Origin of the sequence: Nonomuraea sp. H19, assembly GCF_052068215.1 — a bacterium.
Taxonomy (GTDB): domain Bacteria; phylum Actinomycetota; class Actinomycetes; order Streptosporangiales; family Streptosporangiaceae; genus Nonomuraea.
Window position 1 is genome coordinate 380,335 of record NZ_JBQHCV010000003.1, and the last position, 22,333, is coordinate 402,667.

Genomic DNA, 22,333 nt, shown 5'->3' on the forward strand with positions numbered 1-22,333 from the left:
CTCTGATCGCGCGGCACCCTTCCCGCAAGTCTTCGCTGCTGATACTCTCTACCAAGCGAGCGCTTGGTTCACTATTTTGCCGGAGGCGCGATGACGTCCCTACGGATCAGCCTGGGGTACGAACTAGAGGTTCGCGGTCGCACTCGCGAAGTCGAGCAGCAGGCGTTCCAGAACGTGATCGAACAGGTCGCGCTGGGCGATCGGCTGGGCTTCGACACCGCCTGGTTCGTGGAGCACCACTTCACCAGAGGCTTCTCCCATTCCTCAGCCCCCGACCTGGTCCTGGCCGCCATCTCCCAGCGCACTGAGCGCATCCACCTGGGGCTGGGCGTGGTGCTGCTGCCGTTCCAGTCCCCCATCCGCACGGCCGAGCGCGTCGCCACGCTGGACGTGCTGAGCGGCGGGCGGGTGGAGTTCGGGACCGGGCGAGGGGCCTCGCCACTGGAGTACCAGGCGTTCCAGCGGCCGTTCGAGAAGTCGCGGCAGATCTGGGAGGACTCGCTGGAGGCCACACTGGCCATCTGGCGGGCGGACGGCGAGCCGATCAGCCGGTCCAACGAGTTCTTCGAGATCCCCGACGTGGCCGTCTACCCGCGCCCCGCGCAGCGGCCGCATCCACCGGTGTGGGTGGCGTCCACCTCGCTGGAGGGCTATCTGGCGGCGGCCAGGCACGGATACAACCTGCTGGGCATGACGATGCTCAAGGGCATCGACGACGTAGCCGCCGACATAGCGAAATATCGAGAATGTCTGGCGGAGCATGGCTTCGACCCCGCCAGCCGCCGGATCGCCCTCATGATCCCCTGGTTCGTCGCGCCCACCCGGGACGAGGCCACCGCCACGGCCGCCGACCCCGTCCTGTGGTACATCCGGCGCCAGGTCAACCTCGTCACCCCGCCCGACTACTACGACGCCCGCCACGCCACGCACCGCGTGCTGGGGCAGCTCGCGGCCGGGCTGCCGCCCGAGGAGGCGATGGCCACACTGCGTGAGCACCTGATGGTCGTGGTGGACGACGTGGAGGGCTCGCGCAAGGCCCTGGCCAGGATCGCCGAGGCCGGTGCCACGGATCTCATCATCCAGGCCCAGGTCGGCGGCCTGGCGCACGAGCGGGTGTGCGACTCGATGACGCTGTTCATGACCGAGGTGGTGCGTTGATGGCCCGCTGGCTGACACGGGACGATCTCGGGGGCGCGGCGCACTCCGCCACCGGCCTCCTGCTCGTCTCCCCCGACGTGTCGAGCGTCTTCCCGCTGGGCCGGGCCGACCGCGCGGCCGCCGCCGAGCTGACCGGGGCGGCGCTGCGGGCCGCCGGAGCCGGCGAACGGGACCGCGTCGTGGTGGCCCTCGCCGAGCCCGCGAGTGCGCTCTGGACCGCCGCCGCGGCGGACGTGGCCCAGGCCGCCGCCTGCGTGGAACCGCGCGGCCGGATGCGCCTGCACCACGCGCTGTCCGCGCTGAAGGCGACCACGCTGGTCGCCACCCCGACGGGCGCGATGGACTTCCTGGCCCGCCTGCATCTGGAGTTCCTGCTGGACCCACTGGACCTCGGGCTCAGGAACATCGTCCTGACCGGGGAGATCGCCTCGAAGCGGACGCTCGGCCACCTGGCCGGCGAGTTCGCGGCGCGGGTCACGGAGGTGTACGCGAGCCCGTTCGGCGGCACGCCGCTGGCCTGGCGGGCGGCCGAGGAGGACCCGCTCACGCCGCTCGCGGACGACTTGCTGGGGCTGGCGGCGCTGGACAAGGACGCAGCCCCCGATTCGGCGGCGGCGCCGGCCGAGCTGGTCGTCACCCCGCGCGGCCACTCCACGCTCGGCGACGCCGTGCTCAGGACCGGGCAGGTCGCCAGGCTGGGCGGCGCGGGCATTTCGGCGCCCGCTCACACCGTGGGCGAGCACGTGCTGGTCAGAGGGGTGTGGCTGGCGCTGCCCCGGATCGAGAAGGCGCTGTCCAAGATCGACGGCGTGGCCGGCTGGGACCTCGCGATCAGCAGGCAGGGCACGCTGGACGCGGCCGTGCTCACGGTGACGTTCAACCGGGAGAGCCTGGTCGGCAACCCCATGTGGCGATCGCGGATCCAGCAGGCCGTCCAGGCGCTGACCCCCATATCGATCACCGTGAAGATCGCCCAGGAGGTCTCGGAAACGCCCCTCGCCGGCACCGTGAACGACCTGCGCGGTCACCACTTGGGCAGGGACCGGGCTCTCATCACCTAGGGGGCGATGCGATGGCACCGATGCCGGACTGGGGGACGCTCCCCCGCATGCTGCGCGACCAGGCCGACCGGCACCCCGATGCCACGGTGATCGCCGAGGGCGGCACGCGGGTGACGATGTCCGAGCTGAGGACGGCGGCCGCCGAGATCGCCCGCGGCCTCATCGCCCTGGGCGTCGGCCCCGGCGATCGGGTGGCGATGTGGGGGCTCAACTCCGCGTATTGGGTGGCACACGCGTTCGGGATCTGGGACGCGGGCGCCGTGATCGTGCCGCTCTCGTCCCGGTTCAAGGGCATCGAGGCGGCGCAGCTGATCGAGAAGACGGGGGCTCAGGTGCTGATCACCGGTGCCGGCCCGGCCGCCGTCCCGCTGGCCGATCTCCTCCCGCCGCTTCCCCTCCTGCGCCGCACCATCCCCCCGGCCGCGGAGTTACGTTCCTTGGGTACGCGGGTCCCCGCGCGGGAGGCCGAGGACCGGGCGCTCGCCATCCGCCCTGACGACCTGTGCGAGATCATGTCCACGTCGGGCACCACCGGCACGCCCAAGGGCGTCATGCTGGACCACGACCAGGTCCTGCGCGGCTACTGGGACTGGTCCGAGATCGTCACCCTCGACGAGCGCGACCGCTACCCGATCATCGCCCCCTTCAGCCACGGGTTCGGGCTGAACGCCGGGCTCATCGCCTGTGTGCTGCGCCGGGCCACGATGCTGCCGATCCCGATCTTCACTCCGGACGCCCTGATGTCGCTGGTCTCCGCCGAGCGCGTCACCGTGCTGGCCGGGCCGCCCACGCTGTTCCACCGGATCCTGGACGAGCTCGACCGCGCCTCCTGGGACGTGTCGTCGCTGCGCGTGGCCATCTGCGGCGCCGCCGCCGTCCCCGCGACCCTCATCACCCGGCTGGCCGAGCGGGTCGGGCTGGAGCGGATGATCAACGCGTACGGGCTGATGGAGGGCACGGTCGTGTCCATGACCAGGGCCGGCGACCCCATCGACGTGATCGCCAACACCACCGGCAGGCCCGTGCCCGGCATCGAGGTCAAGATCGTCGACGACGACGGCAAAGAGGTCGCGACCGGCGAGCGTGGCGAGATCCTGCAGCGTGGGTACGGCGTGATGCGCGGCTACTGGAACGAGCCCGTCAGGACGGCCGAGGTCGTCGACGCGGACGGCTGGCTGCACACGGGCGACGTCGGCGTGCTGGACGAACGCGGGAACCTCGCCATCGTGGACCGCAAGAAGGAGCTCTACATCGTCAACGGCTTCAACGTCTCGCCTGCGGAGGTGGAGTCGCTGCTGCTGCGCGAGGGCTCCCTGGCGCAGGCCGCGGTCGTCGGCGTGCCCGACCCGGGCACGGGCGAGGCGGGGGTGGCGTACGTGGTCCCCCGGCCGGGCGCGACGGTGACCCCCGACGCCGTGCTCGCCTGGGCCAAGGCCAACATGTCCAACTACAAGGTCCCCAAGCGGGTCGTCGTGGTCGACGCCCTCCCGGCCAACGTCAACGGCAAGATCGACAAACTGACCCTCCGCGCCCGCGCCGCGACTGCGGAGTAGGCCCGAGCGACGCGGTGCGGGCTCGCGGAAGGGCGTGGCGCGAGGTGCGGGCGCGCCGGACGGTGTGGCGCGCGGGACGGCGTAGCGCGGGGGCGGGCGCGTGGATGGAAGCTGGGTGACGCTGGCCGGGAGCGGGTAAGTTAGTAGTGCGCCCTTTGCCCCAGGAGCTGCCATGTTGCGCCTGCTGGCCGGAGAGGCCGCACGTAGATTCGGGGGGCGCGCGGCCGTGGTCACCGGCACCACCCGCCTGACCTTCGCCGACCTGGACCGGCTCTCGGATCACGTGGCCGCCGGGCTCGCCCATCGCGGCGCCAGGATCGGCGACGTCGTGGTTCTCGCCCTACCCGACGGCCCCGAGTTCGTGATCTGCTACGTCGCCGCCGCCAAGATCGGCGCGGTGACCGCGGGCACCGGGACGGAACGCCTCGAACTGCTGGCCATGCTGAACCCGGCGCTGGTCATCACCGCACCCCGCGTGCTGCCGTCGCTCCCCGGGCTCGACGTGGTGACGTTGCCCGTGGACGACGGCGACCGCGCACGCCAGCCCTATGACCCGGCGCGGCTCGGAGGCCTGCCCAGGGCCGAGCCGCCACCGCCGCCGTTCCCGCCCGATCCGAGCCGCCCGGTGGTGATCACGTTCACCTCGGGCAGGACCGGACCGCCGAAGGGCGTGGTGTTCGGCGAGCGCCAGCTCGAGGCGATCCGCGCCCACGGAGCGGGCGCCCGCTGGGGTACGGGCGAGGCGCGTCTGGTGCCGCACCCGCTCGGCCGGCTCGGGTTCGCCACCAGGCTCCCGGTGTTCCTGCAGACCGGGCGGACCTGCCACGTCCTGCCCAAGTGGAGCGTGGAGGGCGCCACGCGGGTGCTGCGCGAGCACGGGATCGGCGTGCTGCAGGGCAGCCCGTACCAGCTGTCGCGCGTCCTGGACTGCGGCGAGAACCTCCCGGACCTGGCCCTCGTCCTGTCCGGCGGCGCCCCCGCCGCGCCCGAGCTGATCAGGGCATTGCGCGCCCGGTACGGCGTGCCGGTCTGCAACCGCTACGTCTGCACCGAAGCCGGGCTCGGCCTCGGCACGCGCCCCGACGACCCTCCTGAGGACGCCGAGGCGAGCGTCGGCAAGCCGCGCAGCGGCGTGGACGTGTCGATCAGGGACGAAGAGGGGCGGGTCCTGCCACACGAGCAACCGGGGGAAGTACTTCTCCGTTCAGAAGCGGTCATGAGCGGCTACGTTGGCAACAGCACCGATCAACCGGTTTTCGCCAAGGACGGGTTCGTCCGCACCGGCGACCGGGGATACATCGATCACACTGGCCGGTTGCACCTAGAGGGACGTGTGCCCTGGGCAGCCGGGTCTTAGGAGGCAGCGTGGCGTTGCGTGTGGCGGTCATCGGTTCGGGCCCCGCCGGGATCTACACGGCCGAGGCCCTGGTCAAGCAGTCGTTGGAGCCCGTGCGGGTCGACGTGCTCGAACGCCTGCCCACTCCGTACGGGCTGGTCAGATACGGCGTCGCGCCCGACCACACCTCCATCAAGTCGATCGCGAACTACCTGCGGAGGGTGCTGGAGCTGCCCGAGGTCCGCTTCCTCGGCGGCGTCACGCTCGGCCCGCACGTGTCGGTCGAGGACCTGCTCGGCAGCTATGACGCGGTGGTCTACTGCACCGGGGCGATGGTCGACAGGAAGCTCGGCATCCCGGGCGAGGACCTGCCGGGCAGCGTGGCCGCGACCGACTTCGTCAACTGGTACTGCGGACACCCCGACGTCGATCCCGGCAGGTTCACGCTGGACAGCCCCGAGGTCGCCGTGATCGGCGTCGGGAACGTGGCCGTGGACGTCGTCCGCGTCCTGGCCAAGACCGCCGACGAGCTGCGCGCCACCGACGTGCCGCACGATGTGCTCGAACGCCTCTCCGAGAGCCAGGTCAAGGCGATTCACATGGTGGGCCGCCGCGGCCCCGAGCACGCCAAGTTCACTCTGAAAGAGCTGCGCGAGCTGGGCGACCTGGCGAACGCCGACGTCTGCGTACGCCCCGACGAGGCCGTCGTCCTGGGCGGCGATTTCCCGCGCCAGGTCCAGGGCAACATCAAGGTCCTGCAGTCGTGGGCCGCCCGCGAGCCGGTCGGCCGCCCGCGCCGGCTCGACGTGCGATTCTGGCTGCGGCCCGTGGAAATCCTCGGCGCCGAGCGGGTCGAGGGGCTCAAGCTCGAACGCACCCGCCTGTCGGAAGAGGGCCGCGTGGTGGGCACGGGCGAGTTCGAGACACTGCCGGTGGGCATGGTGCTGCGCTCGGTCGGCTACCAGAGCGTGCCGCTGCCCGGGGTGCCGTTCTCGGAGCAGACCATGACCGTGCCGAACGAGGCCGGGCGGATACGCGAGCGCGAATACGTGGCAGGCTGGCTCAAACGCGGTCCCACCGGGGTGATCGGCACCAACAAGTCGGACGCCGCGGAAACCGTCCGCACGCTCCTGGCCGACCTGGAGGGCCGCGAACGCGTGGCCGCCGAGTCGATCGACGCGCTGCTGGCCGAACGGGGCGTGCGTCCTGTGACCTACGCTGAGTGGCTGGCCATCGAGGCGGCCGAGACCGAGCTGGCCAGATCGCTCGGGCGCGGCGAACGCGTCAAGCTCGTCGGATTGGAGACCATGCTCCGTGCCTGTCGTCCCTGACGTGCCGCCCGGGTTCGCGGAGACCTACCGGGCGCAGCAGGACCGCTACCCGGCCGCCGAGGCCGGGTGGCAGCCGGTCCACACCGTCTACGTCCCCGCCGACCGGTTCTCCGCCCACACGGTCACGGAGTGGCGCGATCACGCGCTGTCCCTGGTCAAGGCGCATCTGGCGGGGCCTGATGAGCTCGGCGCGGTCTTCGGGGCGCCCGGCCGGCTGGCGGCGGCCGTACACGAGAAGGTGCTGCGCAAGCTCTCGACCGAGCCGATCGAGGACCTGCGCGTCGACTTCGAGGACGGGTACGGCGTGCGCCCTGACTCCGTCGAGGACGGGCACGTGGAGCAGGCCGCCGCGGCGGTGGCCTCGATGCACGCCGCCGGGGGGTTGCCGCGGCGGTGGGGGCCGCGGGTGAAGTCGTTCGCGGACGGCGATCCCCGGCGGTCGGTGCGCACGCTCGGCGCGTTCCTCACGGGAGTCGTGGAGCGGGTGGGCGAGTTGCCCGCCGGGTTCACCGTGACCTTCCCGAAGGTCCTCATGGAGGCCTACCTCGGGCAGTTCGCGGGCGTGCTGCAACGGTTCGAGGCTCGGCTGGGGGTGCGGCTGCGGTTCGAGATGCAGGTGGAGGCGCCGCAGACGCTGCCTTTCCTGCGCGCCGAGCTGGTCCAGTCGCTGGGCGGACGCCTGGCGGCAGCGCATTTCGGGGTGTTCGACTACACGGCCGCGCTCGGGCTGCCGCCGCACGAGCAGCGGCTCGACCATCCGGCCTGCGACCACGCCCGGCACGTGATGCAGACCGCCTTCGCCGGTACGGGGGTCGAACTCTCGGACGGGTCGCTGGCCGCCTCGCCCGCCTCGAACCGGCCGCAGGACGTCCACGCGCTGTGGCAGCGGCACGCCGAGCTGGTCGCGCACTCGCTGCGGCACGGGTTCTACCAGGGGTGGGACATGCATCCGTCGCACCTGGTGAGCCGGTTCGCCACCGTCTACGCCTTCCACCTGGCCCACTACGACGCCTACCGGAAACGGGTCAGCGCATGGGAGGAGCAGCGGGAGGCCGGGGAGGGCGTCATGGACGAGCCGGCCACGATCCGCACGCTGGCGGCCGCCCTGCGCCGCGCCGACGCCGCCCTGCCCTGACGCGCCCCGGTCAGTCGCGTTCGACCAGGGCGCGCCACTGGCGTACCAGCCGCCACTCCACCGGGTCCGACCAGCTCGCCCGGACCGCGGAACCGACGTGGAAGGCGCGGATGCCGTAGTCGAGCAGGGCCGGGACGTGAGCCGGGCGCAGGCCGCCGCCGGCGAGGACGATCGAGCCGTCGCCTGCCTCGGCCCGGGCCTTCAGCACCGCCAGCCCCTCACCGACCCCCGAGGGCGAACCCGAGGTGAGCACGGTCGCGAGATTCGGCAGTAAACGCACGGCCCGCCAGGACGCCTGGGTGTCGGCCGCGTGATCCACGGCCCGGTGGAAGGTCCACGGAAGCGGCGACACGGCGTGGATCAACGCTTCGGTGGCCGCCAGATCGACGGCCCCCGCGTGGTCGAGGAACCCGAACACGAACCCCGCGGCCCCCGCCTGCGCCAGCGCCTTGGCCTCCCGGCTCAGGCGGTCCAGCACGTGGGCGTCGGCGGTGAAGTTGGCGTCGCAGCGGAGCATCACCATCTGGGGGAGCGGGCACTCCGCGGCGATCGCGGCAACCGTCTCTGGGGATGGGGTCAGCCCGTCGGCCGCCATGTCGGTGACGACCTCCAGCCGGTCGGCTCCGCCCTGTTCGGCGGCCACGGCGTCGCGCACGTTCAGCGCGATCACCTCGAGCAGGGATCCGGTCATGCAGGAGAGGTTATAGGGTGCTCTGCACCTTTCCGCCGCGAAGTGGGCAGAAGGCCCCGGCCACGGGCCCGACGACGAGACGGCGCCGAAGGACGGGCCGACCGCTCCCCGGCGAGGTGCGTACGTCCTTCAAAGGGCCCGCAGGCGCGTGTTCTCCACGGCTCGTGCCCCGGGGGGAGGCCGAGGCGGCCGGGAGGCGTCTGGGTGGGACAGGAGCCCGGCCCCGGGCATGCGAGGCCGGGGCCGGGCACATGGGGGGTGCGCTAGGCGCTGATCAGCTCCGCGAGCGTGAGATCGCGGAAGGCCGTGGTGGGCAGGTCCGCCGAGGAGCGCTGGAAGAGCGCACCGGAAGAGCGGTGCTGGAGATCCACCGTACGGACGTGCCGGAAGCCGCGGCTGCGGTAGTAGTGCTGCAGCCGCGGGTTGGCCTTGGCGCAGTCCAGCCGCAGCCACGGCAGCCCGGCGGCGTACGCCGAGGCGCAGGCCCAGTCCAGGAGTGCGTCGCCGAGGCCGCTGCCGGACCACGGCCGGGCCACGGCCAGCTTGTGGACGTAGAGCGCGGCGCCCGGGTCATCGGCCGCAGTCCAGAACTCGGGGTCCGCGTGGTCGTCGAGAGCTATGGTGGCTACCGGCGGGGCCGACGCATCTGGGTCGAGATATCTGAGCTCGTCGTCGAGCACGAAGAGCACCCGCTCCTCGATGAGCGGCTCGATCCGCTCGGGGCCGAACCCGTTGCGGGGCCACTGCCGCACCCCCCGCGCATAGAGCCACTCAGCGGTGTCCGCGAGCAGCGTGAGTACGCCGGGAAGGTCTGCGGGTTCCGCTCTGCGGAGTGCGAGCGGGTGCAGCATGGTTGTCGCGTTTGTGTGCATAATACAACTCCGTTGCGATGGGTGTCCGCGCGAGCGCATAGCGTGATGGCGCAATGTCGCGGAAGGCCGAAATGGGGCCTCGCCCCGATATATATGGATAAATGGCGATTTAGGGGAGTATGCACGACTCCCCTAGGCCAGCGAGGCGGCTATTTCTCGCTGCGCCCGGCCGGCGAAATCACCCCTTCATCCGAGCCCTTCAGCGGCGATCGAGCTCGTATCTGATCAAATGTTTGTCGGCGGGCAGCACCGACACCGCGACACGCACCGGCATGTCGGCCCCGTCGTAACCGACTCGGACATACACCATGACAGGCGTGCCGAGCTCGAGTTGGAGGCGCTCGGCCTCCTCCTGGTTGGGCATGCGGGCCCAGATGTCGTCCACGACGCGCACCTGCGCATGACCCAACTCCTCCAGCACCCGGTTCGCCCCTCGCGCGATGTCTCCGGGCCTGGCGATTTCGGAGTCGGCAACCAGGTCACGGGGGAAATAGGAATCGTTGGTGTTGTACGGCTGGCCGTCCACGAAACGCAGACGGCGTCTCACCACCGCTAATTCCCCATCCGCCAACTCCAGCCTGCTGGCGATCTCCTCTACCGGAGACACCGTCAGGACCTCGATGTACTGGCTTGGCGCACGCCCTTCCTGTGCCACGGCGTAGGCGAAGGCCTCCCGCAGTTCCCCACTGGGTTGCGGCTCCAGCTCCCGCTGCGGATAGATCAGCAGCGGCCTGCGGTCTCTGACCACGGTCCCGCGCCGCGGCGTGCGCGTGACGAGCCCTTCGTTGACGAGCTCTCCGAGGGCCAGCCGAACCGTGTTCCTGCTCACCCCGTGGTCTTCCATGAGCTGCGCCTCGGTCGGCAGCTGTGCCCCGGGGCCGAGGACACCCGAGTAGATGGCTCGTCGCAACTCCGCAGCCACCTGCTGATACAGCACCGACCTTGCCACTTTCACCCCTTTTGTTCCAACAATTTAGACGATCTGGTTCTAGCAGGCCACAACCCCTTGACCGAACCCCCTCCAGCGGCCCATCATCCATTCGTTGGTACAAATCCATCTAAAGGCCGGTGAGGGGGTGAAGGCCAGTGTTGCCGGTCCGCACGGGTACGCCGTACCTGCCCTGGCATGACCCTCGCGACGCAACACGTTTACTGCGTTACGTGTTGCATCGCCAGCGGTTCACCCACACCTACCAGAGCAATGGCGACGGAATGTCCGTGCACTCGGTGTTGACTGAGCTGACCGTGTGGTGCGATGACGGATCCTTTGTCTGGAATGAGGAGGGTGGCGCCCCCGTCACGCACCCCATCGATGACCCGGTTGGTGCAGCTCGACGCATCGCCGCACGTTGCCGGCAGCAGGAGCCTTCACGCTCCCCCATCGACTCCGTGCGCGAATCCACGGTCTAGGACTCCATCCCTCGCCGGAGTCCTGGCGCCGTCGCGCACGGGGCAGGAAGCGCGTCCTGGCGGGTCCCCCACGCCCGCCAGGGCGCGCTTTCCTCCGAGGAACCACCAACGGATCTCTTCCTCCCGACAGGGGCCTGCCGCGTACGGCGGCGGCGCCCGGACGGCAGGCAGGACCATGACCCGTGACCGCGTGGCCACGCCCGTCTCCAAGTCCCGTCCGTTCACGTCCGCCGCCAAGATCGAGCCGTCCACGTTGACGCCTACTGCTTCATCATCAACCCTCAGAGCCCAGCCTGGGGGCAGCTTCGCGATGGTGGGACTGGTGGGTTTGTTGGTACTAATCCAATTCCGGACCAGGGTCAACCAGTGCGAGGATGTGCGCCGGCGTGAATGAGGATTCAGTCTCCCCGCATCGCCATCACCCGCCGACCGGCTGCCAATTGACGAGCGCCAGCCGCTCGTCGACGTCCGTATAGGACGCCCGCACCCGCTCGCCGGGCTCCGGGAGCCGCTCGCCGTGCCAGTTCCCATAGACCACGCACCCCGGCACCGCCGCCAGCCTGACCATCACGACCACGTACGGCTCCCGCCGCCCCGGCAGGAACGCCTGATGGTTGACGATCCAGCTCTCGACCTCCCCTTCGGGCTCCACCTCCACCCAATGCCATGCCTCCGTACGGCAGAGCGCGCAGAACGCCCTGGCCGGGAAACGCCTCGCGCCGCAGGTGTCGCATCGCTGCACGGCGAACTCGTGCCGGGCGATCCGCTCCCACCACTCCTTGGAGTCCCGGTCGGGCTCGGGCCGGTACATCACGACCTCCTGAGGATCAGGGCGGAGGTGGCGGGGAGGATGTAGCCGGGCTGGGCCGTGGACAGCGCCACCTCGGCGCCCCTGACCTGGCGGTCCCCCGCATCGCCTCTGAGCTGGGACACCGCCTCGGCGATGTGGTTGATGCCGTGGACGTACCCCTCGGACAGGAAGCCGCCGTGCGTGTTGACCGGCAGCGGGCCGTCCAGGGAAATGGCGCCCGAGGCCGCGTACGGGCCGCCCTCGCCCTTGGCGCAGAAGCCGTAGTCCTCCAGTTGCACGACCACCGAGTACGTGAAGCAGTCGTAGAGCTCGGCCACGTCGATGTCGCCGGGACCGAGCCCGGCCTGCGCGTAGAGGCGTGGGGCCAGCGCGGCGGCCGCGGTGACCGTGGGGTCGGCGGACGGGCCCGCCAGGTGCGACGTGCCGCCGCCCCAGGCCGCCGCCGAGATCAGGGCGGGCGGGTGGCGCAGCGAACGGGCCCGTTCCGCCGTGGTGACGACCACGGCGCAGGCCCCGTCCGTCTCCAGGCAGCAGTCCAGGAGCCGGAACGGCTCGGCGATCCACCGGCTCGCCAGGTAGTCGTCCAGCGTGATGGGGGTCCGCATCAACGCCCGCGGGTTCTTCACGGCGTTGGCCCGCTGGGTGACGGCCAGTTGCCCGAAGTGCTCGGCCTTGGTGCCATATTTCAACATGTGGGCGCGGGCGTACATGGCGTACTGCTGCGGCGGCGCGACATACCCGTACGGCGCCTGATACTGCACCTCCGGACTGACCGGCACGCCCCGCCCGGTCCCGCCCATCCGGAACTCCGAGCGGGCGTTGATCGCCCGGTAGCAGACCACCGTCTCGGCCAGCCCGGCCGCCACCGCCAGCGCGGCCTGCCCCACGACGGCGTGCGAGACGCTGCCGCCGCCGAACTGGTCCAGGTGCCAGGCGAGGTCCGTCAACCCCAGCGCCGGGCCCACCAGGGTGGGCGGGGCCGAGTCGCCCACCCGGTGCGTGGCCAGGCCGTCGACGTCGTCCGCGGTGAGGCCGGCGTCGGCCAGCGCGGCCAGCACGGCGCGGCAGGCCAGCGTCAGGGTGCTCACGCCGGAGTCCTTGGTGAAGGGCGTGTAGCCGATGCCGGCGATCGCTGTCGCGTCCCGGAATTCAAGCAAGCGCTTGGCCACAACAGTCACGTTAGGCCGGACATTTCACCCACGTCAACACACCCCGGACGGTTCGCCTTGACACCTTTTCGCGGTTGCCCCTACCGTCCAAGCAAGCGCTTGGTATGATAGGCGCAGTCGGTGGACTAGGAGGCGGACCATGAGCACACACGCTGCCCGGCTCATAGCGCCGGACGGCTGTCGCGGCCTTCCGACGCCCCATCAGCGCAGGATTCGCAACGGAGCCGCCATGCCGACGGGCCCATCCCCAGCGAACGGCCATCTCGACAGCCGGCGTTTCCGGCAGGTGCTCGGCAGGTTCGCGACCGGCGTGGTGGCGATCACGGCGCTCGACCCCCAGGACGGGCAGCCCTGCGGCCTGGCCGCCAACTCCTTCACCTCGGTCTCGCTCGACCCGCCGCTGGTGGGGTTCTGCGTGGCGCACACCAGCACGAGCTGGCCCAGGGTGCGCGGCGCGAAGGTCGTCACCGTGAACGTGCTGGCCGAAGACCAGCAACAGGTGTGCGCCCAGCTGGCGACCAAGGGCGGCGACAAGTTCGCGGGCCTGGAGTGGATCGGTTCCCCCGGCGGCAACCCGGTGCTCGAGGGCGCGCTCGCCTGGCTCGACTGCGTGGTCGAGGCCGAGCACCCGGCGGGCGACCACATGATCGTGGTGGCCCGGGTGCTCCAGCTCGACACGCACGCCGAGGGCGGCCCGCTGGTGTTCTTCCGCGGCGGGTACGGGTCATTCGCCGGGGGGCTCGTTGAGCCTTCCTGAGGAGGCGGGCCACGACGAGACACCCGGCTTTCGCGAGAAGGCGCGGGCGTGGCTGGAAGAGACCCTCAGCGGCGAGTTCGCCGCCGCCCGCGGCCTCGGCGGCCCCGGGCGCGAGCACGAGGGCCACGAGCTGCGCCTGGCGTGGGAGCGCCACCTCGGCAAGCACGGCTGGACCTGTCTCGGCTGGCCGGAGCGGTACGGCGGCCGCGCCGCCTCTCTGGTGGACCAGGTCGCCTTCCACGAGGAGTACGCCAGGGCCGACGCCCCCGCCAGGGTGGGCCACATCGGCGAGGGCCTCATCGGCCCGACCATCCTCGAATTCGGCACCGACGAGCAGAAGGCCCGGTTCCTGCCCTCGATCCAGCGGGGCGAGGAGCTGTGGTGCCAGGGCTACTCCGAGCCCGAGGCCGGCTCCGACCTGGCCAACGTCCAGACGAAGGCGCACCTCGAGGGCGGCCAGTGGGTCATCACCGGCCAGAAGGTGTGGACCTCGCTGGCCCACGTGGCCGACTGGTGCTTCGCGCTGTGCCGTACCGAACCGGGCTCGCAGCGGCACCGCGGGCTGTCGTACCTGCTCGTCCCCATGCGTCAGCCCGGCGTCACCGTGCGGCCGATCGTGCAGCTGACCGGGACCTCGGAGTTCAACGAGGTGTTCTTCGACGGCGCGCGCACGGCTGCGGGGAACGTGCTCGGCGCGCCCGGCGACGGCTGGCGGGTCGCGCTGGCCACACTCGGCTACGAGCGCGGCGCGTCCACGCTCGGGCAGCAGATCGGCTTCCGGCGCGAGCTGGCCAAGGTGATCGAGACGGCCGGGCGGACCGGCGCGGCGGACGATCCGGTGTTCCGCGACCGCCTCGTCCGGGCCTGGCTGGAGCTGGAGATCATGCGGCTCAACGCGCTCAGGATGCTGCGCCCGGAGCCGGGGCCCGAGGTCTCGATCGCCAAGCTCTACTGGTCGGAGTGGCATCGCAGGCTGGGTGAGCTGGCGCAGGCCGTCCAGGGCAAGGGCGGGCTCGTGGGCGAGCTCGGCGATCTGCAGCGCCTCTACCTGTTCAGCCGCGCCGACACCATCTATGCCGGATCCAGCGAGATCCAGCGCAACATCATCGCCGAGCGCACTCTGGGACTCCCCCGCTGATTGGAGAGGCGATGCCCCCGCAGTACCCGAAGGCACACGGCCTGCTCGACGGCAAGGTGACGCTGGTGACGGCGGCCGCCGGCGCCGGCATCGGCTACGCGGCCGCCCGGCGCTGCGCCGAGGAGGGGGCCACGATCGTGGTCTCGGACAAGCACGAGCGCCGCCTGACCGCCGCCGCCGACGCGCTGACCGAGCTCACCGGCGTCAAACCCCTCGCCGTCCCGTGCGACGTGACGTCGGAGGCCCAGGTGCAGGCGCTGTTCGACGCGGTGGTCGAGGCGCATGGCCGGCTCGACGTGGTGGTCAACAACGCCGGCCTCGGCGGTACGGCGCCGCTGGCCGAGATGTCCGACGACCAGTGGCACGCGGTCATCGACGTCACCCTGACCGGCACCATGCGCTGCACCAGGGCCGCGCTGCGGCACATGATCGGCCAGGGCTCGGGCGTCATCGTGAACAACGCCTCGGTGGTCGGCTGGCGGGCGCAGGCCGGGCAGTCCCACTACGCCGCCGCCAAGGCCGGGGTGATGGCGCTGACCAGGTGCGTCGCGATGGAGGCCGCCGAGCACGGGGTGCGGGTCAACGCGGTGGCGCCGTCGCTGGCGGTGCACCCGTTCCTGGCGAAGGTGACCAGCGAGGAGCTGCTGAAGGAACTGGCGGCCAAGGAGGCGTTCGGGCGGTCGGCGGAGCCGTGGGAAGTCGCGAACGTGATCGTCTTCCTGGCCAGCGACTACTCGTCGTACATGACGGGCGAGGTGGTCTCCGTCTCCTCCCAGCATCCTTGACAGGGTCGCCCGAACCGCCTGCTCGTGGTGGCTGACTCGATCCTGTCAGGGAAACCTCAGGGTAGGCGGCAGGAGGATCCGGCTCTACTGTCCCACGTATGCGCACACGCTCCTCCTTTCTGCTCGATGTCCTCATGACGGAGTTCGGCGAGTCGATCAAGCGAGACCCAGCCGCTTTTAGGCGGAAATTTCGGAAAATGGCGGCCTCTCCCTTCGCCTTCTATCGGGGCAGCGCGTGCCTGTTCTACGCGGACATGACCGGCACCTACGCCGACGACTCCTACCTCGACGAGCCCACCAGCCGCGTCTGGATCCACGGCGACCTGCACGCCGAGAACTTCGGCACGTACATGAACGCCTCCGGCGTCCTCGTCTTCAACGTCAACGACTTCGACGAGGCGTACGTGGGGCCGTACGTGTGGGACCTGAAGCGCTTCGCCGCCAGCGTGGCGCTGCTCGGGTACGCCAAGGCGCTGTCCGACGACGGGATCGGCGTGCTGGTGACCGACTTCGCGCACGCGTACCTGGCCGAGCTGACCGGCATCGTGTCGGGCGGGGAAGAGGCGATCGGCTCGCTCACGCTGGACACCACCACCGGCGTGCTGCGCCGGGTGCTGCAGACGGCCCGGCTCAGCACGCGGGTGGCGCTGCTGGACATCGAGACCGTGATCGACGACTACGACCGGCGCTTCGCGCTCATGGACGGGCGCGAGGCGGTGGACGCGGCGACCAGGGACGCGGTGCTGGTCGCGTTCGAGGAGTATCTGGCCACGCTGCCCGCGCAGACGAACCCGGTCGAGCACGTGATCAAGGACGTGGCGCTGCGCAAGGGGGTGGGCATCGGGTCGGCCGGGCTGCCGTCGTACAACCTGCTGCTCGAAGGGCGCTCACAGGCGCTGGAGAACGACGTCATCCTCTACATGAAGCAGGCCGCCGTGCCAGCCGTGGCGCGGCACGTGACGGACGAGAAGGTGGCGTCGTACTTCCAGCATCAGGGGCATCGCACGGCGGAGTCGCAGCGGGCGCTGCAGGCGTACGCCGATCCCTGGCTGGGCTACACGACGCTCAACGGGGTGGGGCAACTCGTGGCGGAGGTGTCGCCGTATTCGGCCGACCTGGACTGGGACGACGTGAACGAGCCGGATGAGCTCCGGTCGATCGTGCGGGACCTGGGGCGGGCGGTGGCGCGCATGCATGCGGTGGCCGACGACGAGTCCAGCCATGACCTCGTCGACTTCTCGACGGAGGAGGCGATCCTGGCGGTGATCGGCGGTGACCGGGCCGGATTCGCCGGGATGCTGGTGGATTTCGCGCACCGTTACGGGGTGCAGACCCGGGACGACCACCAGAGGTTCGTCGATCTGTTCCGCAACGGCCGCCTTCCCGGCGTCTGACCGGCGGCCGCCTTTCCGGCGTCTGACCGGTGCTGCCCGCGCGACCGGCTCGGTCTCCGGCCGGCGTGACGGGAAGGCGGCCGTGCCCTCCGATCAGTCGAGGATGTCGTCGATGCTGACGCCGCTGCCGCCGGTGGCGGTGACGGCGTTGCCGTTGACGTTGTTGACGCCGGTCGCGGCGCGGCCGCTCACGTTGGAGTTGACGACGTTGCCGAAGTTGTTGCCGGACTGGACGGAGTCCCTGTTGGAGCTGGAGTTGCCGGCGTGCGTGTCCGCGTGCGCGGCGGCCGGCAGGAGCGTCGCGCCGGCCGCGGCGGCGGCGATGAGACCGGTCGCGCAGAGCTTCTTGATCATGTGGATGTCCTTTCCTGCCCGTTTCCCGGGCGTCAGCAGGTCAGTAGAAGATGTACGTCACGGTGGTGCCGCCGTTGGTGGCGGTCGAGGCGATGCCGTTGACGTTGTTGACGTTGGTCGAGTAACCCTCGCCGCGGTTGCCGCCGAAGACGTCGCCGATGTTGTTGCCGGACTGCGCCGAGCCGCTGTTGCTGCTCCAGTTGCCGGACCAGGTGCGGCCACGCCAGTCGTCGGACCAGTCGTCGGCATGAGCGGGGAGAGCAAGTAGTGCGCCGCCGACGGCCGCGGCAACGATGGCCGCGGCGGCGCACACTCTTTGGATCACTTCTGCTCCTTCGCCGGCAGGGGAAGCCCTTCAGGGCGGCGGGCACCATGGACCCGGGCACACCACCGCCCCCTTTGACCGTTCCTCGACCCCGGGGGATCAAGGCCGATGCGAGCCTATAACTCTGTGTTGTCGAAAAGTAGCATTGAGTAATCAGAATATTGTTCGACCCATATGCTGACACGGGATGTCAGTGACCCGGGAATAGCGTCCGCGGCATGATCTACGAACTGCGGCGGTACACGCTTCATCCGGGGCGGCGCGACACCTTGATCGAGCTGTTCGAGCGGGAGTTCATCGAGGCGCAGGAGGCGACCGGCATGCGGGTCGCCGGCTCCTTTCGCAATCCGGACGCGCCCGACATGTTCCCCTGGCTGCGCGCCTTTCCCGACATGTCCGCCCGCCGCGCGGCGCTGGAGGCCTTCTACTCCGGGCCCGTGTGGCTGGCCAACCGCGACGCCGCCAACGCCACGATGATCGACTCCGATGACGTGCTCCTCCTCCGCTCCCTGGCGGAGCCTCCCGCGTGGGAGCGGCCGCCGGTCGGCACGGCCGAGTCGCCCGCGGCGCTGTACGTCGCCACGATCTACCACGTCGAGGACGGCTTCGCCGAGTTCTTCGCCCGGGAGGCCGCTCCGGTGCTGGCCGAGGCCGGCGTGCCGGCGATCGCCTGCTTCGTGACCGAGCACGCGGAGAACACCTTTCCGCGCCTGCCCGTCCGCACCGGGGAGAAGGTCTTCGTGTGGTTCGCCCGCTTCGACACCCCGGGGGACGAGCGGGAGGTGGACCTGCCGCTGCTGAAGCCCCGGCTGACCGCCGCTCCTGAGCGGATCCGGCTGCGCCCCACCGCCCGTTCGGCCATGCGGTGACCCTGACCGCGCCACCGGCATGCGCGGCCCGGCCGTTGCCTACGCGTCCGGCGCGTCGCTGCTCCCGCGGCGGCTCGGCCCGGACGCGGGTGAGGGGGCCGCGGCCAGGTGGCGCCAGTGGGGCACCTCGCCGCCGCCGTCCACTCGTATCTCGGCGCCCGTCACGTAGCCCGGCGCGGCCAGCCACAGGCAGGCCTGCGCCACGTCGGCGGGCGTCGCCGGCCGGCCTGCGGGGATCGCCGCCCCAAGGCCCCCGTCCCCCTGATCGCCGTAGTGGTCACCGGCGCTCTCCGTGGCGGCCAGTCCGACGACGACCGTGTTGACCCGCACGTCGGGGGCCCATTCGGCGGCCAGGCAGCGGGCCAGATGGTGCAGCCCGGCCTTGGCGGCGCCGTACGCGGAGGTGCCGGGCGAGGGACGCGCGCCACTGGAGCTGCCGATCATTACGATCGCCCCGCGCGCGGCGGCCAGCAGGGGATAGGCGGACTGCGCGACCAGCAGCGGGGCCGTCAGGTTGAGCTCGATGACGCGGGCGTGCAGGCGCGGGGAGGTGCCGGCCAGCGGCGCGTACGGCGACCCGCCCGCGTTGTTGACCACCACGTCGAGCCGGTCGAACCCCGAGACGAGCCGCTCGACGTCCTCCGGGACCCGCACGTCGGCCCGCACGAACCGGATCCGTCCCACGCCCGGCCCGCGTTCGGTCCCCGGAACCGCCTGCTCGTGCCTGGCGCAGATCGTCACGTCGGCGCCCGCCTCGCGGAAGGCCCGGGCGATGCCCACGCCGATGCCCTTGGTGCCGCCCGTCACCAGGACGGACTTGCCCGTGTAGTCGTAAGTCACGGTCACGGGTGCTACCGTACCAAGCAAGCGTTAGGTGCAACCAGGCTGCGGGACAGGGAGATGGGGCGGGGGCATGGGAATCACGCTGCGGGCCGGGCCGATCGCCGAGGTCGTGGTCGACGCGCCACCGGTGAACGCGTTGACCGTGCGGGGCTGGGAGGAGCTGGCGCAGGCCGTACGGGCCGCCGGGGACGACCCCGATACCAGGGTCGTCGTGCTGAGGGCCGAAGGGCGCGGGTTCAACGCAGGGGTCGACATCAAGGAATTGCGGGACGCGGAGGGGCATGAGGCGCTGGTCGGGGCCAACCGGGCGTGTTATGCGGCGTTCGCGGCGGTCTACGAGTGCACGGTGCCCGTCGTCGCGGCCGTGCACGGGCACTGCCTGGGCGGCGGCGTCGGACTGGCCGGCAACGCCGACATCATCGTGGCCGCCGAAGACGCCTACTTCGGGCTGCCCGAAGTCGACAGGGGCGCCCTGGGGGCGGCCACGCATCTGGCCCGGCTGGTGCCGCAGCACCTGATGCGCGCCATGGTCTACACGTGCAGAAACGTGACGGCCGCCGAGTTGCGCGCGTTCGGGTCGGTGCTGGAGGTCGTGCCGCGCGACAAGCTGCGCGACGCGGCGATGGAGGTGGCGGCCCAGATCGCCGACAAGGACCCGTACGTGATCCGCCGCGCCAAGGAGTCGCTCAACGGCATCGACCCGGTGGACGTCAAGCGCAGCTACCGCTTCGAGCAGGGCTTCACCTTCGAGCTCAACCTCATGGGCGCCGGTGACCGGCACAGGGAGCGATTCAGGTGACCAAGGTGATGTCGGCCGAGGAGGTCGCGGGCGAGCTGGAGAGCGGGATGACGGTCGGGATCGGCGGCTGGGGCTCGCGGCGCAAGCCCATGGCATTGGTGCGCGCCATCCTCCGCTCCCCCGTCCGCGACCTGACGATCATCTCGTACGGGGGCCCGGACGTCGGCATGCTCTGCGCGGCGAAGAAGGTACGCAAGGTCGTGGCCCCGTTCGTCACGCTCGATTCGATCCCCTTGGAGCCGCACTTCCGGCGGGCCAGGCAGGCGGGGCAGATCGAGTTCACCGAGTACGACGAGGGGATGTTCATGTTCGGGCTGCTCGCGGCGGCGCACCGGCTGCCGTTCCTGCCGACGCGCGCGGGGCTGGGCTCTGACGTGCTGCGGGTCAATCCGGGGCTGAGGACGGTGCGGTCGCCGTACGAGGACGGGGAGGAGCTGGTCGCGGTGCCCGCGCTGACCATGGACGTGGCGCTGGTGCATGTCAACCGGGCGGACTCGCGGGGGAACGCGCAGTATCTGGGGCCGGATCCGTACTTCGACGATCTCTACGCCAAGGCGGCGGATCGGTGCTTCGTGTCGTGCGAGCGGGTGGTCGACACGGCGGACCTGCTGAAGGAAGGGCCTGTGCAGTCGCTGCTGATCAGCCGGTCGATGGTGGCGGGCGTGGTGGAGGCGCCCGGCGGCGCTGGGTTCACCTCCTGCGAGCCGGACTACGGGCGGGACGAGGCGCTGCAGCGGCGGTACGTGGAGACGCCGTGGGAGGAGTTCGATGGCCAGCAGGGCTGACGTGTGCGTGGTGGCGTGCGCGGAGGCGTTCAGGGGCGACGGGGAGATCCTGGCGGCCGGCATCGGCGGGGCGGTCACGGTGCTGGCCGCGCGGCTGGCGCGGCTGACGTTCGAGCCGGAGCTGCTCACGCACGACGGGGTCTGCCTGCTCACCGGCGACGTGCCCGCACTGGGGCAGGCGCCCGAGGTGGTCGAGGGGTGGCTGCCCTTCCGCGAGCATCTGTGGCTGGTGCTGAACGGGCGCCGGCACGTCATGCTCGGCGCGAGCCAGATCGACCGGTACGGGAACACGAACATCTCCTGCATCGGCGACTGGGCGCGGCCCAAGGCCCAGTTGCTGGGCGTACGGGGCGCGCCGGGGAACACGCGCTGCGACCCGACGAGCTACTGGATTCCCCGGCACTCCCCCAAGGTGTTCGTGCCGCAGGTGGACCTGGTCAGCGGCATCGGAACCGACCGGGGCGCCTTCGAGCTGCGTCGCGTGGTGACGAACCTGGCCGTGCTGGACTTCCGTACCCCTGATGGCGCGATGCGGCTGGTGTCGGTGCATCCCGGAGTGAGCGCGGACGACGTGGTGGCGGCGACCGGCTTCGACCTCCACGTTTCCGAAAATGTCGCCACGACTCGGGAGCCGACCACCGAGGAGCTACGCGTCCTCGACCGGCTCGACCCGGAACGCGCGCGCGACCGCGAGGTGCCGGCGTGAAGACCGCGCTGACCTCCCTGGTCGGATGCCGGCATCCGATCGTGCAGACCGGGATGGGGTACGTCGCGGGCGCCCGGCTGGCGGCGGCCACCTCGCAGGCGGGCGGGCTGGGCGTGATCGGCGCCGCCACCATGCCGGTCCCCGAGATGACCGCGGCGATCCGGCGGGTGAAGGAGCGGACGGACGCGCCGTTCGGCGTGAACATCCGGGCCGACGCCGACGACGCGGCCGAGCGGGTCGAGGTCATGATCAGGGAGGGCGTGCGGGTGGCGTCGTTCGCGCTGGCGCCCAAGAGGGAGCTGATCGCCCGGCTCAAGGACGCCGGGGTGGTGACGATCCCGTCGGTGGGGGCGCGGCGGCACGCGGAGAAGGTGGCGTCATGGGGCGTGGACGCGGTCATCGTGCAGGGCGGAGAGGGCGGCGGCCACACCGGGCCCGTCGCCACGACGCTGCTGCTGCCGCAGGTCGTGGACGCGGTGGACATCCCGGTGATCGCGGCCGGCGGGTTCTTCGACGGACGGGGGCTGGTGGCGGCGCTGGCGTACGGGGCGTGCGGGATCGCCATGGGGACCCGGTTCCTGCTGACCAGCGACTCGCCGGTGCCCGACGAGGTGAAGAAGGTCTATCTGGCGGCGCGGGAGACCGTCGTGACCACCAAGGTGGACGGGGTGCCGCACCGGGTGCTGAGCACGCCGTTCGTGGCCTCGCTCGAACGGTCGCGGCTGGTCAGGGCCGTGGTGAACGGGGCCAGGTTCAAGCGGCTGTCGGGACTGTCGTGGGCGGCGCTGATCCGCGAGGGACGCCGGATGCGGCACGGGCGGGAGCTGAGCTGGGCGCAGGTGCTGCAGGCGGCCAACACGCCGGTGCTGCTGCGGGCCGCCATGGTCGACGGGCGGGCGGATCTCGGGGTGATGGCCTCGGGGCAGGTCGTGGGCGTGATCGACGACCTGCCGTCGTGCCAGGAACTCATCGACCGCATCGTGGCCGAGGCCGAGGCGACCCTCGCACACATGGCCAGAACATCCTCCTAGGGTGCCGGTGCTCCGCCATC

General features: G+C 71.1%; 23 protein-coding genes. 15 read left to right on the plus strand and 8 right to left on the minus strand.

Annotation, left to right across the window (positions count from 1 at the left end):
• The first annotated feature begins 90 nt into the window (after window positions 1-90).
• The 6 genes from ACTMTI_RS08475 (at window position 91) to ACTMTI_RS08500 (ending at window position 7,574) form a co-directional block, all read left to right on the plus strand.
• Entirely contained in the window at window positions 91-1,158 is a 1,068-nt protein-coding gene (locus ACTMTI_RS08475) for an LLM class flavin-dependent oxidoreductase (protein ID WP_441119312.1), read from the plus strand.
• Window positions 1,158-2,219 (plus strand): hypothetical protein, encoded by a 1,062-nt coding sequence (locus ACTMTI_RS08480; RefSeq protein WP_441119313.1) that lies wholly within the window; start codon window positions 1,158-1,160, stop codon window positions 2,217-2,219. The genes ACTMTI_RS08475 and ACTMTI_RS08480 overlap by 1 nt, the downstream gene beginning before the upstream one ends.
• Window positions 2,220-2,230: 11 nt before the next feature.
• Window positions 2,231-3,772: an AMP-binding protein gene (locus ACTMTI_RS08485; RefSeq protein WP_441119315.1), complete on the plus strand. Its 1,542-nt coding sequence runs from the start codon at window positions 2,231-2,233 to the stop codon at window positions 3,770-3,772.
• Between the two features lie 172 nt (window positions 3,773-3,944).
• Entirely contained in the window at window positions 3,945-5,129 is a 1,185-nt protein-coding gene (locus tag ACTMTI_RS08490; protein ID WP_441119317.1) for a class I adenylate-forming enzyme family protein, read from the plus strand.
• Window positions 5,130-5,137: 8 nt separating this feature from the next.
• Window positions 5,138-6,439 carry an FAD-dependent oxidoreductase gene (locus ACTMTI_RS08495; RefSeq protein WP_441119318.1) on the plus strand — a complete coding sequence of 434 codons (1,302 nt, stop codon included), beginning with the start codon at window positions 5,138-5,140 and terminating at the stop codon, window positions 6,437-6,439.
• Entirely contained in the window at window positions 6,423-7,574 is a 1,152-nt protein-coding gene (locus ACTMTI_RS08500) for a DUF6986 family protein (RefSeq protein WP_441119319.1), read from the plus strand. The genes ACTMTI_RS08495 and ACTMTI_RS08500 overlap by 17 nt, the downstream gene beginning before the upstream one ends.
• 10 nt (window positions 7,575-7,584) lie before the next feature.
• Here ACTMTI_RS08500 and ACTMTI_RS08505 read toward each other — a convergent pair whose 3' ends face one another.
• From ACTMTI_RS08505 to ACTMTI_RS08525, 5 genes are all read right to left on the minus strand, one after another.
• Window positions 7,585-8,265, minus strand: coding sequence for a copper homeostasis protein CutC (locus ACTMTI_RS08505; RefSeq protein ID WP_441119320.1), 681 nt, complete (start codon window positions 8,263-8,265; stop codon window positions 7,585-7,587).
• Window positions 8,266-8,528: 263 nt separating this feature from the next.
• Window positions 8,529-9,137, minus strand: coding sequence for a GNAT family N-acetyltransferase (locus ACTMTI_RS08510; protein ID WP_441119322.1), 609 nt, complete (start codon window positions 9,135-9,137; stop codon window positions 8,529-8,531).
• Window positions 9,138-9,336: 199 nt separating this feature from the next.
• The gene (locus ACTMTI_RS08515) at window positions 9,337-10,086 is read right to left on the minus strand and encodes a GntR family transcriptional regulator (RefSeq protein WP_441119324.1); all 750 of its coding nucleotides are present in this window, start codon (window positions 10,084-10,086) and stop codon (window positions 9,337-9,339) included.
• Window positions 10,087-10,965: 879 nt separating this feature from the next.
• Window positions 10,966-11,358 (minus strand): Zn-ribbon domain-containing OB-fold protein, encoded by a 393-nt coding sequence (locus ACTMTI_RS08520; protein ID WP_441119326.1) that lies wholly within the window; start codon window positions 11,356-11,358, stop codon window positions 10,966-10,968.
• On the minus strand, window positions 11,358-12,527 hold the full coding sequence (locus tag ACTMTI_RS08525; protein WP_441119327.1) for a thiolase C-terminal domain-containing protein: 1,170 nt from the start codon (window positions 12,525-12,527) through the stop codon (window positions 11,358-11,360). The genes ACTMTI_RS08520 and ACTMTI_RS08525 overlap by 1 nt, the downstream gene beginning before the upstream one ends.
• Before the next feature lie 229 nt (window positions 12,528-12,756).
• Between ACTMTI_RS08525 and ACTMTI_RS08530 the strand changes: the two genes are divergently transcribed.
• The 4 genes from ACTMTI_RS08530 (at window position 12,757) to ACTMTI_RS08545 (ending at window position 16,601) form a co-directional block, all read left to right on the plus strand.
• Complete coding sequence (locus tag ACTMTI_RS08530) at window positions 12,757-13,284, plus strand: flavin reductase family protein (protein WP_441119328.1); 528 nt, start codon at window positions 12,757-12,759, stop codon at window positions 13,282-13,284.
• On the plus strand, window positions 13,271-14,422 hold the full coding sequence (locus tag ACTMTI_RS08535; protein ID WP_441119329.1) for an acyl-CoA dehydrogenase family protein: 1,152 nt from the start codon (window positions 13,271-13,273) through the stop codon (window positions 14,420-14,422). The genes ACTMTI_RS08530 and ACTMTI_RS08535 overlap by 14 nt, the downstream gene beginning before the upstream one ends.
• A gap of 11 nt (window positions 14,423-14,433) precedes the next feature.
• On the plus strand, window positions 14,434-15,207 hold the full coding sequence (locus tag ACTMTI_RS08540) for an SDR family oxidoreductase (RefSeq protein ID WP_441119331.1): 774 nt from the start codon (window positions 14,434-14,436) through the stop codon (window positions 15,205-15,207).
• Window positions 15,208-15,305: 98 nt separating this feature from the next.
• Window positions 15,306-16,601 (plus strand): DUF2252 domain-containing protein, encoded by a 1,296-nt coding sequence (locus ACTMTI_RS08545; RefSeq protein WP_441119332.1) that lies wholly within the window; start codon window positions 15,306-15,308, stop codon window positions 16,599-16,601.
• A 93-nt stretch (window positions 16,602-16,694) separates the two neighbouring features.
• On the opposite strand, the gene ACTMTI_RS08550 is transcribed toward ACTMTI_RS08545, so the two are convergent.
• Window positions 16,695-16,955 (minus strand): hypothetical protein, encoded by a 261-nt coding sequence (locus tag ACTMTI_RS08550; RefSeq protein ID WP_441119333.1) that lies wholly within the window; start codon window positions 16,953-16,955, stop codon window positions 16,695-16,697.
• Window positions 16,956-16,995: 40 nt separating this feature from the next.
• Window positions 16,996-17,280, minus strand: a complete 285-nt coding sequence (locus ACTMTI_RS08555) for a hypothetical protein (RefSeq protein ID WP_441119334.1) — start codon at window positions 17,278-17,280, stop codon at window positions 16,996-16,998.
• A 218-nt stretch (window positions 17,281-17,498) separates the two neighbouring features.
• On the opposite strand from ACTMTI_RS08555, the gene ACTMTI_RS08560 reads away from it, so the two are divergent.
• On the plus strand, window positions 17,499-18,149 hold the full coding sequence (locus ACTMTI_RS08560) for an NIPSNAP family protein (protein ID WP_441119336.1): 651 nt from the start codon (window positions 17,499-17,501) through the stop codon (window positions 18,147-18,149).
• A gap of 39 nt (window positions 18,150-18,188) precedes the next feature.
• Here ACTMTI_RS08560 and ACTMTI_RS08565 read toward each other — a convergent pair whose 3' ends face one another.
• Window positions 18,189-18,995, minus strand: a complete 807-nt coding sequence (locus tag ACTMTI_RS08565) for an SDR family oxidoreductase (RefSeq protein ID WP_441119338.1) — start codon at window positions 18,993-18,995, stop codon at window positions 18,189-18,191.
• 67 nt (window positions 18,996-19,062) lie between these two features.
• Here ACTMTI_RS08565 and ACTMTI_RS08570 point away from each other — a divergent pair, with 67 nt between their 5' ends.
• From ACTMTI_RS08570 to ACTMTI_RS08585, 4 genes are read left to right on the plus strand one after another with little or no spacing between them, the layout of a single operon-like run.
• A complete protein-coding gene (locus ACTMTI_RS08570; protein ID WP_441119340.1) occupies window positions 19,063-19,791 on the plus strand; it encodes an enoyl-CoA hydratase family protein in 729 nt (242 codons plus the stop codon).
• Between the two features lie 8 nt (window positions 19,792-19,799).
• Window positions 19,800-20,576: a CoA transferase subunit A gene (locus ACTMTI_RS08575; RefSeq protein WP_441119543.1), complete on the plus strand. Its 777-nt coding sequence runs from the start codon at window positions 19,800-19,802 to the stop codon at window positions 20,574-20,576.
• Window positions 20,560-21,282 (plus strand): CoA-transferase subunit beta, encoded by a 723-nt coding sequence (locus ACTMTI_RS08580; RefSeq protein WP_441119341.1) that lies wholly within the window; start codon window positions 20,560-20,562, stop codon window positions 21,280-21,282. Before ACTMTI_RS08575 ends, ACTMTI_RS08580 begins: the two co-directional genes overlap by 17 nt.
• Window positions 21,279-22,313 (plus strand): NAD(P)H-dependent flavin oxidoreductase, encoded by a 1,035-nt coding sequence (locus tag ACTMTI_RS08585; protein WP_441119343.1) that lies wholly within the window; start codon window positions 21,279-21,281, stop codon window positions 22,311-22,313. Before ACTMTI_RS08580 ends, ACTMTI_RS08585 begins: the two co-directional genes overlap by 4 nt.
• Window positions 22,314-22,333 lie beyond the last annotated feature (20 nt).